Annotated in this window: 12 protein-coding genes and 4 tRNA genes; 15 read left to right on the top strand and 1 reads right to left on the bottom strand. The window is 46.5% G+C overall.

What is annotated here, in order from left to right; all coding sequences use genetic code 11:
- Nucleotides 1-218: 218 nt before the first annotated feature.
- The 3 genes from rny to BEL04_RS10210 all read left to right on the top strand — a co-directional run bounded on the left by rny (nt 219) and on the right by BEL04_RS10210 (nt 6,176).
- Nucleotides 219-1,784 carry a ribonuclease Y gene (gene rny / locus BEL04_RS10220; protein WP_066002968.1) on the top strand — a complete coding sequence of 522 codons (1,566 nt, stop codon included), beginning with the start codon at nt 219-221 and terminating at the stop codon, nt 1,782-1,784.
- Nucleotides 1,785-2,181: 397 nt separating this feature from the next.
- A complete protein-coding gene (locus BEL04_RS10215) occupies nt 2,182-2,706 on the top strand; it encodes a DUF962 domain-containing protein (protein ID WP_066002967.1) in 525 nt (174 codons plus the stop codon).
- Between the two features lie 173 nt (nt 2,707-2,879).
- On the top strand, nt 2,880-6,176 hold the full coding sequence (locus tag BEL04_RS10210; protein ID WP_066002966.1) for a TonB-dependent receptor: 3,297 nt from the start codon (nt 2,880-2,882) through the stop codon (nt 6,174-6,176).
- A 123-nt stretch (nt 6,177-6,299) separates the two neighbouring features.
- On the opposite strand, the gene BEL04_RS10205 is transcribed toward BEL04_RS10210, so the two are convergent.
- Nucleotides 6,300-8,057: a lysophospholipid acyltransferase family protein gene (locus tag BEL04_RS10205; RefSeq protein ID WP_066002964.1), complete on the bottom strand. Its 1,758-nt coding sequence runs from the start codon at nt 8,055-8,057 to the stop codon at nt 6,300-6,302.
- A gap of 54 nt (nt 8,058-8,111) precedes the next feature.
- On the opposite strand from BEL04_RS10205, the gene BEL04_RS10200 reads away from it, so the two are divergent.
- From BEL04_RS10200 to tuf, 12 genes are all read left to right on the top strand, one after another.
- On the top strand, nt 8,112-8,945 hold the full coding sequence (locus tag BEL04_RS10200; protein WP_066002962.1) for a helix-hairpin-helix domain-containing protein: 834 nt from the start codon (nt 8,112-8,114) through the stop codon (nt 8,943-8,945).
- Nucleotides 8,942-9,469, top strand: coding sequence for an adenine phosphoribosyltransferase (locus BEL04_RS10195; RefSeq protein WP_066002961.1), 528 nt, complete (start codon nt 8,942-8,944; stop codon nt 9,467-9,469). The genes BEL04_RS10200 and BEL04_RS10195 overlap by 4 nt, the downstream gene beginning before the upstream one ends.
- Nucleotides 9,470-9,898: 429 nt before the next feature.
- Nucleotides 9,899-11,068, top strand: coding sequence for an acyl-CoA dehydrogenase (locus tag BEL04_RS10185; RefSeq protein ID WP_066002958.1), 1,170 nt, complete (start codon nt 9,899-9,901; stop codon nt 11,066-11,068).
- 244 nt (nt 11,069-11,312) lie between these two features.
- A complete protein-coding gene (locus BEL04_RS10180) occupies nt 11,313-11,630 on the top strand; it encodes a hypothetical protein (protein ID WP_066002953.1) in 318 nt (105 codons plus the stop codon).
- 110 nt (nt 11,631-11,740) lie between these two features.
- Entirely contained in the window at nt 11,741-11,932 is a 192-nt protein-coding gene (gene rpsU, locus BEL04_RS10175) for a 30S ribosomal protein S21 (RefSeq protein ID WP_066002951.1), read from the top strand.
- Between the two features lie 53 nt (nt 11,933-11,985).
- Nucleotides 11,986-12,954 (top strand): tyrosine-type recombinase/integrase, encoded by a 969-nt coding sequence (locus BEL04_RS10170; protein WP_371327584.1) that lies wholly within the window; start codon nt 11,986-11,988, stop codon nt 12,952-12,954.
- A gap of 13 nt (nt 12,955-12,967) precedes the next feature.
- Nucleotides 12,968-13,321 carry a ribosome hibernation-promoting factor, HPF/YfiA family gene (gene hpf, locus BEL04_RS10165; protein WP_066002947.1) on the top strand — a complete coding sequence of 118 codons (354 nt, stop codon included), beginning with the start codon at nt 12,968-12,970 and terminating at the stop codon, nt 13,319-13,321.
- A 164-nt stretch (nt 13,322-13,485) separates the two neighbouring features.
- A tRNA-Thr gene (locus BEL04_RS10160) sits at nt 13,486-13,558 on the top strand.
- 93 nt (nt 13,559-13,651) lie between these two features.
- Nucleotides 13,652-13,732: transfer RNA gene (locus BEL04_RS10155), tRNA-Tyr, on the top strand.
- Between the two features lie 82 nt (nt 13,733-13,814).
- Nucleotides 13,815-13,890: transfer RNA gene (locus BEL04_RS10150), tRNA-Gly, on the top strand.
- A gap of 91 nt (nt 13,891-13,981) precedes the next feature.
- Nucleotides 13,982-14,053 (top strand) — tRNA-Thr (locus tag BEL04_RS10145).
- A 70-nt stretch (nt 14,054-14,123) separates the two neighbouring features.
- Complete coding sequence (gene tuf / locus BEL04_RS10140; protein ID WP_066002943.1) at nt 14,124-15,311, top strand: elongation factor Tu; 1,188 nt, start codon at nt 14,124-14,126, stop codon at nt 15,309-15,311.
- Nucleotides 15,312-15,331 lie beyond the last annotated feature (20 nt).

The following is a 15,331-nucleotide window of genomic DNA, read 5'->3' as shown; positions in this document are numbered from 1 at the left end:
CATATAAACGAGCAAATAAAGATTTAACCGCAGTTAAATTTTTTTAAGTTTCACTATTTAAAAACTTAACACTTCAATATTAAAGGAGGTGAGAAAGCGTACGCCATTTAGTAATAAAAATCTGGCGATGGCTTAACTTCCGGCTATTTAATCGAAGTTTAATAATACATGAAGCTTAAAAATTTAGTTGCGGTTTTTTTATTTACACCAATTATATCATGAATAATATACTATACTTAATTATCGGGCTGCTGGTAGGCGTTGGAGCAGGCGTTCCCATAGGCCGCTTCTTTCTGCGGAAGCTTTTTAAAGACCAGGAGGCAGCCGCTCAAAATAAAGTTAAAAAGATTTTAAAAGAGGCTGAGAACGAAGCCGAATTGCTCAAAAAGAACCGCTTGCTGGAAGCAAAAGAGAAGTTTTTGCAGATGAAGGCCGAGCACGAGCAGGAGATAAGCGGTAAGAACAATGCGATAAGCCAGCGCGAGAACGGCATTAAACAAAAAGAGCAATCGCTTAACCAGAAACTGGAGAACGCTAACCGTAAGGACCAGGAATTGGAGAACGTTCGTAAAAACCTCGAAAAACAAACTGAGCTTGCCCTTAAAAAGCAGGAAGAGGTTGAGGCTTTGAAAAGCCAGCATATTGAGCAGTTGGAGAATATTGCCGGCCTTTCGGCTGAAGAAGCCAAGAACCAATTGGTAGATAACCTGCGCGAAGAAGCCCGCACCAAGGCCATGATGCAGATCAAGGACATTGTTGATGAAGCCAAACTGACCGCGGTTAAGGAAGCTAAAAAGGTTGTTATCCAAACTATACAGCGTACCGCTACCGAAAGCGCTATCGAGAATACGGTTTCGATCTTCAACATCGATAACGATGAGGTTAAGGGCCGTATCATTGGCAGAGAAGGCCGTAACATCCGTGCGCTTGAAGCCGCTACAGGTATCGAGATCATTGTTGACGATACACCGGAAGCGATCATCCTTTCGGGGTTTGACCCGGTTCGCCGCGAAATAGCCCGCCTGGCTATGCACCGTTTGGTAACCGACGGACGTATCCACCCGGCGCGCATTGAAGAGGTGGTTGCCAAAACTAAAAAACAGATAGAAGAAGAGATCGTGGAGATAGGCGAGCGCACCGTGATCGACCTGGGCATCCACGGCCTGCACCCCGAGCTCATCAGGATGGTGGGCCGTATGCGCTACCGTTCGTCGTACGGGCAAAATTTGCTGCAGCACAGCCGCGAGGTTGCCAACTTTTGCGCTACCATGGCAGCAGAATTAGGTTTGAACGTAAAATTGGCCAAACGCGCAGGCTTACTGCACGACATTGGCAAAGTGCCTGATGACAACCCGGAACTGCCGCATGCTATTTTGGGTATGCAGCTGGCCGAGAAATATAAAGAGAACCCCGAAGTTTGCAATGCCATAGGTGCTCACCACGACGAGATCGAGATGACCTCGATGATATCGCCGATCATCCAGGCTTGCGATGCGATATCGGGCGCGCGTCCGGGTGCACGCCGCGAGGTGGTTGAAAGCTATATCAAACGTTTGAAAGAGCTGGAAGAACTGGCGCTATCGTACCCGGGCGTTGAAAAGACTTTCGCTATACAGGCCGGCCGCGAACTGCGCGTGGTGGTTGAAAGCGAAAAGATAACCGATGCACAGTCGGAAATACTGGCTGCCGATATCTCGAACCGTATCCAAACCGAGATGACCTACCCGGGCCAGATCAAGGTTACGGTGATCAGGGAAACCCGGTCGGTAGCGTTTGCGAAGTAGCAGCCAGCACGCTCTAAATCTCCCCCGGTAGGGGAGACTTTGTGAAAATATTCATAGCCTGGTGTAAGCCGGGCTTTTTTGTGGGCTTTGTTTTGGATAAGACAGGATTTATGCGTAAATTGTAGGAATGTGAAACGCGATATTTTCTGAGAAATTGATAAACAGAAAGCAAAATATGGGTATACCCATAAACTCCCATATGATACCCAAGTGCCTGATGGGGGTGAAATATTGAAGTGCGTTTAGCGCGAATGGAAAGGGTTAGAGCCTGAAGTGATGCAAAAATACCCATAAATACCCATGTGCCCCCGTGGCAGGAATCATAAAGCGAAGGCCAAATAAAGTCGCAGCCCGCCTGAAATTTTTTCTGTAATTTTACGATCCCAAACCAATTGTAATGGCCGCAAAGAACAAACCCGCCCAGACCGATACAGCGAAACGCCCTGTCGATATTTACTTCGACAAATATGCCGAGAGCCATCAGAACAAAACCAATGAGTTGATCCACTGGATATGCGTGCCGACCATTGTATTTAGTTTACTGGGGTTGATATGGGCCATACCTTTTCCGCATCTTAACTTTTTGGGCCAGTATAACGGTTTTTTAAACTGGGCCTCGTTCCTGATCGCGTTTTCAATCTACTATTACTATAAGCTTTCGCCCATCCTGTCGTATTTTATGCTGCTGATTGTGTTTGGTTTTACTTATATGATCATCGTTTTAGAGCAATGGGCCAAAACCGGCGGCCCGGCGTTGTGGTTATCGTGCCTGGTGCTGTTCGTCGCGGCGTGGATAGGGCAGTTCATCGGTCATAAAATAGAGGGTAAAAAACCTTCGTTCTTTGATGATATCAAATTCCTGCTCATTGGCCCTGTCTGGCTGCTGCATTTTATACTGATCAGGCTGAAGATCAGGTACTGATAAGCAGTGGGTAGTAAGTAGTTATTGCGGGTAAAGAAAAGCTGTGTTAAATTAATGTAAACAAGATATTGAAATTACATTAAAATCCTGCTATCAATTTCCTCTAAAAATAATCTACCGTTAACATAGACTTAATGTGTTAAGGCAACCTTTGTGGTAAAATCAAACCATAAATGAAAAAGCTTTACATCTTAATGTTAACCGGCATCATCCTCGCTATAGCCGGTGTAGCAAATGCACAGATCACCAGCGCAACCATCAGTGGTAAAATTGTCGACCAAAAAGGCGCGGCAATGCCAGGTGTATCTGTATATGTAACCAACACAAGCACGGGTACGCATTATGGTGCCCAAACCAACATTGATGGTCGTTACTCTATCCCCAACGTTAATCCGGGCGGCCCTTATACAATTACCGCCAGCTTTATCGGTTTTAAAAAGGAAGAGCGTACCGATCTCACCATCACTTTAGGGAACGCTACCTATAACTTTAAAATGACCGATGCCACTACCGAGTTAAAAGCGGTTACAGTAGTTGGCGGCGCCACCAAGAATGGTGCAGGCACCAATGTTAGCCAGGCACAATTACGCCGTGTACCGGCTATCAACCGCAGCCTGACCGATATTACCCGTATTACGCCGCAAAGCGCCAACAACTCGTTCCAGGGTACCAACTTCCGTTACAATAACTTAACGTTAGACGGTGCCATCAATAACGATGCTATCGGTTTCAGCCCTTCGCTGGGTGGCCAAACCAACCAAAGCGGTTCGGTAGGCAGCAGTACCCGTACCAGCCCGGTATCGTTAGACGCTATCCAGGACGTACAGGTTTTAGTTGCTCCTTACGATATCAAGATCGGTAACGTATTAGGCGGTTCGATCAATGCGGTTACCCGCAGCGGTACAAATACTGTTACCGGTTCGGTTTATGGTTATGGCCGCGGTGCTTTTATGGTTGGCCCGAACAACGCTCCTGTTCTTTCGGGCGGTGACGGCGGCAGTGAGCCAAGCGAATTTCACGATTATAACGCAGGTTTCCGCGTAGGTTTCCCGTTGATCAAAGATAAATTGTTCTTCTTTACCAACGAAGAGATCTCACGCCGCCAGGATCCGGTGATCAGTGGCGCAGGTACCGCCGGTTCGGCCGCTATCCTTTCTTTACAGGATGCTAAAGACCTTGCAACTGCCTTTACTGCATATACAGGCGGTATAAGCCCAGGCACTTATGATAATACCACGATCTTCTCGAACTCGAACAAGTTTTTTAATCGTTTAGACTGGAACATCAACGATAAAAACCAGCTTACCCTGCGCAACAACACCATCACTTCGCAAGCAACTAACTTAGAGCGCGATGGTGCCAATTTCCGTTTCAGCGGCATCGACTATACCTCGAACAACAACTCAACTTCGTTTGTTGCCGAGTTAAAATCGCAGATATCAAACAACCTACACAATAACCTGGTATTAGGGTACTCAAACGTTCACGATTACCGCTCGCCAAACTCTGATCCGTCGTTACCGCAGATCGAAATTGCCGGCCGCACCCCTGGTACTACCATCTTTATGGGTACCGACCGCGAAGGCGCTATTTTTGATATGCACCAAAAAACAAAAGAGTTTACCGATAACTTAACCTGGACCAAAGGCATCAATAACTTCACTTTTGGTACACACAATGAGTTTTACGATATCACTTATAACTTCGTAAACGCGTGGAACGGCCGTGTAGCTTTTGGCAGCATCGATAAATTTACCGGCGTTTACAACTCGAACCCCGCTACCGTAACAGCATTCGTACCTTCGCGTGTACGCGCTAACTACTACTATTCGGATTACCAGTCGAACACCCGAGATAACATCCTGGCCAACCCATCGGCTCAGTTCAATGTTAACCTGTGGAGCGCTTATGCTCAGGATGAGATCCAGGCTACCGATAACCTGAAAATTACCGCAGGTATACGTTTGGATTATGCCGATATCCCGACAAAGCAACCTTTAGCTGCTAAAACTACCAGCGCTGCTGCCGATCCTAACTACGGTACAACCTTTACTTACACTAAACCTGCCGATATCAAAAACAACTATTTAGGCAACGCCCAGATCAACCCACGCGTATCGTTCAACTACGATATCAACGGCGATCAGAGCGTGATCCTGCGCGGCGGAACCGGCAGCTTCACCGGCCGCGTGCCATTTGCATGGTTTGGTTATGCATTCTACAACAACGGTACCACTTTTGGTGCTTATGATAAAAAAACGGGTTTCAACCCATTCCTGCCAAGCGACCTGATCCATGCTTCGCCTATCGGCGGTTTAAGTTTTGTTAACCAGCAGGGGCAGACTACCAACAGCGCCGGCGCTACCCAGGTGGATATGATCGATAACAACTTTAAAATGCCACAGGTTTGGAGAAGCAACTTAGCGGTTGACTTTAAAACTGCCGATCAGTGGAGATTTACTTTGGAAGGTATCTATACCGACGTTATCCGCGATCTGAAGTTCCAGCAGGTTAACACTACCGACCAGGTCGCTTATTATCCATACGATACCCAGCACCAGCAGCCGATATTTGTAAACACCAAGCCTTCGGCTAACTTTACCAACGCTTACGAATTATCGAACACCAACCAGGGTCACCGTTACAGCATTACCGCGCAGGTTGCTAAAACCATTGGCGGTTTAGATGCCAACGTTGCCTATACCTATGGCGAATCGAAAGACGTAACCAACGGTATCCGTAACTCGATGGAGTCGAACTGGCAGTTAAACCAGGCCGCCAACCCTAATAATCCGCAGGAAGCTTTCTCGAACTTTGATATCCGTCACCGTATCGTTTCAACTATTAACTACCGTTTGGCATGGGGTGCTACCAAGAGCCTGGTATCAAATTTTACCTTCTTCTTCAGCGCTCAATCGGGTAACCCGTATACTTACGGTTTCTATAACACCGCTATCGACGGCACCGGCCAACAGATCAACGTAGCTTACATCCCGAACGCAGGCGAAACCATCAAATTGTTCAGCACAACACCTACTACACCATCGGCGGCCGAAACAGCAATGGCGGCAGCTTTCGATCAGTATATCGACAGCAACCCGTACCTGAGCTCGCGCCGCGGCCAGTTTACAGAGCGTAACGCTGCCCACACACCATGGAACACCGATCTGGATTTCCGCTTCACTCAGGACTTCAACTTCGGTACCAAACACAAACAAGTTATTACCATTACTTACGACATCATTAACCTGACCAACCTGTTGAATAAAGATTGGGGACACTACTACTTCTCGTCGAACACGTTCAACTCAACAGCAAGTATAGGTTTGGCTCCGAAAGTAACCCCTGCTTTTGCTAACATCCCGACAACATATCCAACCTACACCTGGACCGATCCGGGCGTACCATACCAGGTTGACCTGTTGACTTCGCGTTACCAAATGCAATTGGGCGTACGGTATAGCTTCTAAACCTCACCCAACCCTCTCCTTTAGGAGAGGGTTCTAAAAATATAAAGGCCCGGTTGAGAGATTCAACCGGGCCTTTATGGTAATATGATTTTCAAAAGCCTCCCCTTTAGGGGACGGGAGGGGTTAAAGATTCTTCCCCAGTTTCTCCAGCATCTCATGGGGCACCTTTTCCAGATCGAGCACCAGGAAGCCATCCAGGCAGTCGGCAAATTTAGGGTCGATGTTGAAGCAGATGATCTTGGCGTTAAGCGCGATGTACTGGCGCAGCAGTACCGGTACTTTGAGGGTGCGGGTTTCTACCTCGTCAATCAGCTTATCGATGCTCTTGAAACTTTCCTCGCCCTCTAAAAGCAGGTCGGTATCGATGTGCGACAGATCGACCTTGAATTTTTTGTGAGGTTTTACATACTGCGCCATTTCGTGGTCGAAATGGTTGCGGTAGATATAGTCGACGATGAGCGACTTGGAGAATTTTGAGAAGCTGTTGCTGATGCTTACCGGCCCGATAAGGTAACGGTACCGCGGATTATCGATGAGGTATTTCAAAATGCCTTTCCATAGCAGGAACAAGGGCAGCGGCTTTTGCTGGTATTCCTTACGGATGAACGAGCGGCCAAGTTCGAGGCTTTGCTTCAATACCGGGGTAAACTGCCCTTTGATCTTGAACAGTTCGGCCGTATAGAAACCCTTTTTGCCCAGGCTGTAGAATATCTCATCGCCCAGGCCGATGCGGTACGCGCCGACGATCATCTTAGCCTCGTTATCCCAGATAAAAAGCTGGTTATAGTAAATATCGTATTCGTCGAGGTCGATGCTTTTGTTGCTGCCTTCACCAATCTCGCGAAAGGTGATCTCGCGCAGGCGGCCTATTTCGCGGATGACGTTTGGAATGGTCGATGTTGGTGTGATGAAAACCTCGTATTGTTTTTCTACCCAAACGCTGTGCTCATCGCGCAGAGCGTCAACCTCTTTTTCTAAAATGGCGGCAGGCGTCTCGGTAATAACGGGTTGGGGGCGTTTTTTTATCTTAAAGATATTACGGCGCTTTCTGAACAGGCGTTTGTCATCTTCCAATCCCGCGCCTAAGGCATACGTTTTCGCCCTTAAAAAGTTAAGCAGTTTGGTGGTGTTGCCGTTGTATGGGATGTCGGCAAGTTGTATGGGTTTGCCGATGCGCAGCTTAATGGTATGCCCCTGTTTGTTGAACAACTCCGAAGGCAGCTTGGCCGTGCGCAGGCTCGGGTGGATCATGCTCAGCAAATTGAACAATACCCCGTTGTTGCCATGAAAATAGATGGGTACTACGGGTAAACCAGCCTTGGCGATAAGCTTGCCTACAACCGGGTGCCATTTTTTATCGGTCACCTGTTGGGTTTCGAAATGAAAGGTGGATACCTCACCGGCCGGGAAGATGCCAATGGGCGTACCGTTCTGTAAAAGCTCGAGCGTGTTTTTAATGCCGCTGATGCTGGATGAATGCTCGATGTTCTCGAAGGGGTTTACCGCAATAAAATAGTTGCTCAGGTTAGGGATCTTTTTTAGCAGGAAGTTGGCCATCAGCTTGGCATCGGGCCTTACCATGCATAGCAGTTTGAGCAACACCATGCCTTCGATACCGCCGTAGGGATGGTTGGCGATGGCTATAAAACCACCTTCGGTGGGAATGTTTTTCAGCTCGTTTTCGTCAAAATCGATCGATACGCCGCAACCCTCTAAAATAGCATCCACAAACTCGGGGCCTTGCTTTGGTTGTGCAGCAGCAAAAAGCTCGTTTACCTGGTTTATCTTCATCACCTCCATCAGCAAGGCCGCCAAACCAGGCAATCGTAACTTATCTAATTTGGTGGCTTTTGCAAATTCGGCGCGGGTTATTATCTTCATGGGTGTGTTGTTCGCACAAAAATATCTATTATTTGGCTAATTGCAGGGCATTGCATGAAACAGCGGCTTAGAAGTTACTTTGAGATAACAAAAAAGGAGTGGAACGGTATGGTAGTGATGTTCATCATTATCGGCCTCATTATTGCTGCGCCCTATATCTGGCAGCGGTTTCATCACGAGCCGGTGATGGACCTTAAAGAATTTAATGCCTTAGCTGCACAATTGAAGGATAAACCTGCAGCCGACGACGCCGGTAATGCACATCCCGAACTATTCAAATTCGACCCGAATAACCTGCCTGCCGGGCAATGGGCCAAATTAGGTTTAAGTACCAAACAGATAGCCATAATAAAAAACTACGAGGCCAAAGGCGGCAGGTTCTATACCAAGACCGACCTTCAAAAAATCTATTCTATTACGGCCGAAGATTACAACCGACTTGAGCCATATATCAATTTGCCGGACCAATTTATAAGCACAAAGACCGACGAGATCATCGAGATCAACTCGGCCGATTCGGCAAGGCTTACGCAGGTACGCGGTATAGGAGCCGGGTTTGCATCGCGCATCGTCAAATACCGCACCCAGTTAGGCGGTTTTATCAAAAAGGAACAGTTGATGGAGATTTATGGGATTGATACGGCAAAGTACCACGAGTTGGCACCGCATGTGTCAGTTAATGCAGCGCATATCAAAAAGATCGCAATCAATACAGCTGCGGTTGATGACCTGCGCCCTTTTCCATATCTCAATTTTAAACAAATGAACGCTATCGTCGAATACCGCAAGCAGCATGGCAATTATCATTCGGTAGAAGATTTGCACCAGGTAGCCATACTCGATGACGAAATTTTGCGTAAAATTGCGCCCTATTTATCCTTCAAATGATAGAGCAACAAGTAAAAGCAGCCATCCGCGATATACCCGACTTCCCGAAACCGGGTATCATGTTTAAAGATGTAACCCCGATACTGAAAGACCACCAGCTTTGCCAGAACATTGTAGACGCTTTCGCTGAGCGGTTGCAGGGCATACGCGTTGATGCCGTTGCCGGGGTGGAGAGCCGCGGCTTTCTGTTTGGTTTGATGCTGGCCATGCGCCTGGGCGTCCCTTTCATACCGGTGCGTAAGGCGGGCAAATTGCCATTCACGGTTAAACGTAAGGTTTACGAGTTGGAGTATGGTGCGGCTACTATAGAGCTGCATACGGATGCTTTCGAACCCGGCGCGCATATCCTTATTCACGACGACTTATTGGCTACCGGAGGCACCGTTACAGCTACCAGCGAGCTGATACAGGAAATGGGCGGACATGTAGCCGGCTTTAGCTTTGTGATTGGTCTTGGCTTTTTAAACGGCGAAGAAAAGATCAGCCCGATATCGGATCATATCATTACCCTGGCGAGGTATTAAGGTAGACGGCAAGTCCGAAGTCCGCAAGTCCGTAAGTATCTTTTGTGTTTCTGATTCTGGTCCCGACCCAACCGCCCGCGTTAGGAATAGGAGCGCCTGCCTGTTGGCAGACAGGGATACCGGCCAACGTGGCTAAGGCCTGAAGGCGTATGAGCGCCCGCCTGCCGGACGGGCAGGGATAGCCCGGCCGAAGGCAACGCCCAAATACAACATATTTTAAATATTGAAGATGTTTTTCATTTTTCAATCCTCCCTGGCTATTTAAAAAAAAATATTTTTCAGTCTCTCGAGGCATTATCGTATCAATCCTTTTCAATTAAACCCATAATTTATACCAAAAACCGTTTTATTCTATCATTTTAAGGGTTTTTGAACCCGCTGCACCCATTTTTATTTACTATGTTTGCATAGTAAATAACCAATTCAATTATGAGTTTTCCAGCCGAAGTATCCACCGGGTACGACTTTTCGATAGGCGATAACCAGCGTATGGTTGCCCAGATGGTAAAAGATTTTGCCGAAAAAAATATCCGTCCGCACGTAATGGAGTGGGACGAAGCACAGCATTTTCCCGTGGAGTTATTTAAGCAACTGGGCGAACTGGGTTTAATGGGCGTATTGGTACCTGAAGAGTACGGCGGCTCGGGTTTCGGCTATTTTGAGTATGTGACGACTATTGTGGAGATCGCTAAAGTCTGCGGTTCGATCGGCCTGTCGGTTGCGGCGCATAACTCGCTGTGCACCGGGCATATTTTAAATTTTGCAAACGAAGAGCAAAAACACCGCTGGCTGCCCAAACTGGCTACGGCCGAGTGGATAGGCGCCTGGGGGCTGACGGAAGCCAATACCGGATCGGACGCGCTGAACATGCGTACCACCGCCGTTTTGGATGGCGACCATTATGTGGTTAACGGGTCGAAGAACTGGATAACGCACGGTAAATCGAGCAATATAGCCATAGTGATGGTACGCACCGGCGAGAAAGGCGATTCGCACGGTATCTCTGCCTTAGTTATCGAAAAAGGTACGCCGGGTTTTACCCACGGTAAAAAAGAGAACAAGCTGGGCATGCGCGCATCCGAAACTACGGAGCTCATATTTGATAATTGCCGTGTACCTAAAGCCAACCTGCTGGGTGCAGAAGGCGAAGGCTTTAAACAAGCCATGAAAGTGCTGGATGGCGGCCGTATTTCCATAGCGGCATTGTCGTTAGGTATTGCCAAAGGGGCTTTTGAAGCAGCGGTGAAATATGCCAAAGAGCGTCATCAGTTCGGCCAGCCTATTGCCAACTTCCAGGGGATATCATTTAAAATAGCTGACATGGCAACCGAGATAGAAGCCGCCGAACTGCTGATTATGCAGGCCGCCGATATGAAGAACCGCGGACTCAACATGACCAAACAGGCCGCAATGGCTAAGTACTACGCATCGGAAGTGGCCGTAAGAACGGCCAACGATGCCGTGCAGATCTTCGGAGGTTACGGCTATACCAAGGATTTCCCGGTTGAGAAATTTTACCGTGACGCCAAGTTGTGTACCATCGGCGAAGGCACATCGGAGATACAGAAGATAGTGATTGGCAGGGAAGTGCTGCGATAAGAAGTCTTATTATAACTCACCACGCGTCATTGCGAGCGGTAGCGAAGCAATCTCTACTTAGGACAATCGATGATTTAAAATCGGACCTGTATAGCATAGAGATTGCTTCGTGCCTCGCAATGACGCTTTGTTTTTTTGCGTTAGGGATGGCAGCGGATACCAGCCTTGTGGCTAATGCCCGTGTAGTATGAGCGTAAATCGCGGCCCGCAGGGAAACACCATAAATTAATACTATATTAGTGTTATGAAACGTGTAAGCGGGTTTGGTGTTTTTATCATATTATTTGCTGGATTTTTAATTTTATCGCGAAGGGGAAAATATTCAGAATTTCATCATGATAAAATAGACGGTGCTATTGATACCATTTATCGATATCGCGATTATATAATGCTGACTGTGAACAAAAAGGAGTATCGTATCATTCCACAAAGCATTAATTCAACGGAGTGGTTTGATCATGTCGCGCATCCGGGAGACACCGTGCATAAGGCAGCAGATCGCGACACGTTAACGTTAAGTCATTTAGGCGCGCAATATCGGTATACTGTACAAAAATGGTAAGTCGTTCCTCTGCCGTTAATTTTTTAATATATTATTCCTTTCTAGCCTTTTGATTTTCAAAACATTTAGTTACCTTTGCCGTCCCTGAAAGGAGGTATTTGTAGGAACTTATGATCATTATCAACGTAAAAGAAGGCGAATCGTTAGACAAAGCACTGAAACGCTTTAAAAAGAAATTTGAAAAAACAGGCGTTTTAAGAGAGCTGCGCAGCCGCCAGGCATTCGAAAAGAAATCGGTTACCCGTCGTACCGAGATCAAGCATGCCATCTACAAACAAGGCTTGAACACCGAAGGAAACTAATTTTGTAGCGCAAGCAAAAAATTAATTTTTTCCTAACACGATATTAAAACTATTTGTACATTCATATTCTGGATGCGCAAATAGTTTTTATGGTTTTAGAGCGTTTTATACGGTATCTGCAGTTCGAAAAAAGGTTCTCACCGCATACGGTTACTGCGTATCAAAACGATCTGAAACAATTTTTTACCCACACTGCCGCATCCGGGCAGCGAGACCTCGCAGCCGATGAGGTCAAACTTAAAACAGAACTTTTATTCGAAAACATTGCCGCGGTAACCTACAGCGATATCCGCGAGTGGATTGTTGAGCTGATGAACGAGGAAACAACCGCAAAGACGATCAATCGTAAGATAGCCTCGTTACGCACTTTCTTTAAATTTCTCATGCGCGAAGGTATCATCAGCACTAACCCGGCTTCGAAAATCCAGGCTCCCAAGGTACCCAAACGCCTGCCGGTTGTTGTTGAGGAAGATAAGGTGGTAAACCTGCTGCAAAGCAGCGATGTTTTTGACGAAGGCTTCACGGGCGTTCGCGATAAACTCATTATCGAAATGCTGTTCGGCACCGGCATACGCCTGGCCGAGATGGTCGGTTTAAAGGAGACCGACGTCGACCTGTATGCCGGCACCGTCAAAGTATTGGGTAAGCGCAACAAACAGCGTATCGTACCCATCAATAACGAATTAAAGCTTTTGCTGATCAAATACCTGGAGTTAAAGAAAAGTGAAAATTTTCATAACAATTCTTTAACGTTGATCGTTACAAATAAGGGAGCCGACGGCTACCCGAAAATGATCTACCTCGTTGTGCAAAAGTATTTATCGTACATATCAACCCAGGATAAAAAGAGCCCGCACGTGTTGAGGCACACTTTTGCAACAAGCCTGCTCAATAACGGCGCCGATCTCAATTCGATCAAAGAGCTTCTGGGGCACGCCAATCTCAGCGCCACCCAGATTTATACACATAATTCAGTTGAGCGATTAAAGTCTATTTACAAACTGGCCCATCCAAAGGCCTAAAAAAGGAGAGAACATGAAAATCAGAGTGCAGTCCATCCATTTCACCGCCGACAAAAAGTTGTTGAATTTTATTCAGAAAAAAGCTGATAAGCTCGATCTGTTTTTTGATCAGATCATCAGTGGTGAAGTTTATTTGAAGCTCGAAAATGTTGAAGATGAGAATAATAAGATAACGGAGATCAAGCTGTTGGTGCCGGGTACTCAACTATTCGCCAAGCAGCAGTGCAAAACCTTCGAAGAAGCTACTGATCTGGCCATCGAATCGCTCGTTAAGCAGATAGGTAAGCATAAACAGAAAAAGGATAGTGCCCTGCAAAGCGCAAACCGCCATGTTGCGGCAAACTTACTGGAAGAAGAAACCCTTTAAATACATAAAATTTCAAAGAAATCGGCGGGCAAAATACCCGCCGATTTTTTTTTGAAAAAATATTTTGTTGAGGTATTATATTTTGTAGATTTGCAATCCCTTTTGGAGAGGTGCTCGACGCACCGCAGCATAAACCCAAAATGGAATTGTTCTTAAAAAACTTTGCCTCCTTAGCTCAGCTGGTAGAGCGACTGACTTGTAATCAGTAGGTCATTGGTTCGATCCCGATAGGAGGCTCTCTTAATTTCGAATTTCGAACATTCGATTTAGGGTTCTTCCTCATGCGGGTTTGAATTCGAAATTGTAAATCCGAAATCCGAAATCAAGATTGGGGGGATACCAGAGCGGTCAAATGGGACGGACTGTAAATCCGTTGCTTCGGCTACGAAGGTTCGAATCCTTCTCCCCCCACACGTTAAGTCAAAAGTCTTGAGTCGAAAGTCCGAAGTCAAAAACTCAGGGCTCCTGACTCAGGACTTTGGGCTAAACAAAAGCGGAAGTAGCTCAGTTGGTAGAGCGATAGCCTTCCAAGCTATAGGTCGCGAGTTCGAACCTCGTCTTCCGCTCCAGCTTGGTTCATTGGTTTATCAGTTCATTAGTTCAGCGGTTTTAAAAACTAATGAACCAATCAACAAGTGAACTACTGAGCCAAAAACATAAGCCGACGTAGCTCAGGGGTAGAGCACTTCCTTGGTAAGGAAGAGGTCATGGGTTCAAATCCCATTGTTGGCTCAACTTATACATTAGTAGTATAAATTATACAGTTTTAAAATAAAAATTAACCAACAAACATTTATAGATCATGGCAAAAGAAAAGTTTGACCGCAGTAAACCGCACTTAAACATCGGTACTATCGGTCACGTTGACCACGGTAAAACAACCCTTACCGCAGCTATCACAAAAGTATTGGCTGATGCAGGTTTATCAGAAGCGCGTTCATTCGATTCGATCGACTCGGCTCCTGAAGAAAAAGAACGTGGTATCACCATTAACACCGCTCACGTTGAATATTCAACAGCTAACCGTCACTACGCTCACGTTGACTGTCCAGGTCACGCTGACTATGTGAAAAACATGGTTACCGGTGCTGCTCAGATGGACGGTGCTATCATCGTAGTTGCTGCAACTGATGGTCCGATGCCACAAACCCGCGAACACATCCTGTTGGCTCGTCAGGTAGGTGTACCTGCACTTGTTGTTTTCATGAACAAAGTTGACATGGTTGACGATCCGGAATTATTAGAGTTAGTTGAAATGGAAGTTCGTGAGTTATTATCATTCTACGAATTCCCTGGCGACGATATCCCTGTAATCCAAGGTTCGGCTTTAGGTGGTTTGAACGGCGATCCAAAATGGGTTGGTAAAATCATGGAGTTAATGGATGCTGTAGATAACTACATCCCAATCCCTCCGCGTTTAACTGATCTTCCATTCCTGATGCCAGTTGAAGACGTATTTTCGATCACTGGTCGTGGTACTGTAGCAACCGGTCGTATCGAGCGTGGTGTGATCAACTCTGGCGAGCCTGTTGACATCCTGGGTATGGGTGCTGAGAACTTAAAATCAACCGTAACCGGTGTTGAGATGTTCCGCAAGATCCTTGATCGTGGTGAAGCTGGTGACAACGTAGGTTTATTGTTACGTGGTATTGAGAAAACTGATATCCGTCGTGGTATGGTTATCTGCAAACCAGGTTCAGTAACTCCTCACACCGATTTCAAAGCCGAAGTTTACGTATTATCGAAAGCAGAAGGTGGTCGTCACACGCCATTCTTCAACAAATACCGTCCGCAATTCTATTTCCGTACTACCGACGTTACCGGCGAGATCTCGTTGGAACCAGGTGTAGAAATGGTTATGCCAGGTGATAACGTAACAATTACAGTTAAATTGATCAACGCTATCGCAATGGAAAAAGGTTTACGTTTCGCTATCCGCGAAGGTGGCCGTACCGTTGGCGCTGGTCAGGTAACTGAAATTTTAAAATAAACCATTTGCCTTTAAGGCAA

The organism is Mucilaginibacter sp. PPCGB 2223 (genome assembly GCF_001705515.1).
In the GTDB taxonomy this organism is placed as follows: domain Bacteria; phylum Bacteroidota; class Bacteroidia; order Sphingobacteriales; family Sphingobacteriaceae; genus Mucilaginibacter.
This window is presented reverse-complemented; position numbering and strand designations above follow the sequence as displayed.

Bases quoted from the DNA above. Each gene is read 5' to 3' on its own strand.
- rny (WP_066002968.1), top strand. From the start codon at position 219: ATGAATAATATACTATACTTAATTATCGGGCTGCTGGTAGGCGTTGGA.
- BEL04_RS10215 (WP_066002967.1), top strand. From the start codon at position 2,182: ATGGCCGCAAAGAACAAACCCGCCCAGACCGATACAGCGAAACGCCCT.
- BEL04_RS10210 (WP_066002966.1), top strand. From the start codon at position 2,880: ATGAAAAAGCTTTACATCTTAATGTTAACCGGCATCATCCTCGCTATA.
- BEL04_RS10205 (WP_066002964.1), bottom strand. From the start codon at position 8,057: ATGAAGATAATAACCCGCGCCGAATTTGCAAAAGCCACCAAATTAGAT.
- BEL04_RS10200 (WP_066002962.1), top strand. From the start codon at position 8,112: ATGAAACAGCGGCTTAGAAGTTACTTTGAGATAACAAAAAAGGAGTGG.
- BEL04_RS10195 (WP_066002961.1), top strand. From the start codon at position 8,942: ATGATAGAGCAACAAGTAAAAGCAGCCATCCGCGATATACCCGACTTC.
- BEL04_RS10185 (WP_066002958.1), top strand. From the start codon at position 9,899: ATGAGTTTTCCAGCCGAAGTATCCACCGGGTACGACTTTTCGATAGGC.
- BEL04_RS10180 (WP_066002953.1), top strand. From the start codon at position 11,313: ATGAAACGTGTAAGCGGGTTTGGTGTTTTTATCATATTATTTGCTGGA.
- rpsU (WP_066002951.1), top strand. From the start codon at position 11,741: ATGATCATTATCAACGTAAAAGAAGGCGAATCGTTAGACAAAGCACTG.
- hpf (WP_066002947.1), top strand. From the start codon at position 12,968: ATGAAAATCAGAGTGCAGTCCATCCATTTCACCGCCGACAAAAAGTTG.
- tuf (WP_066002943.1), top strand. From the start codon at position 14,124: ATGGCAAAAGAAAAGTTTGACCGCAGTAAACCGCACTTAAACATCGGT.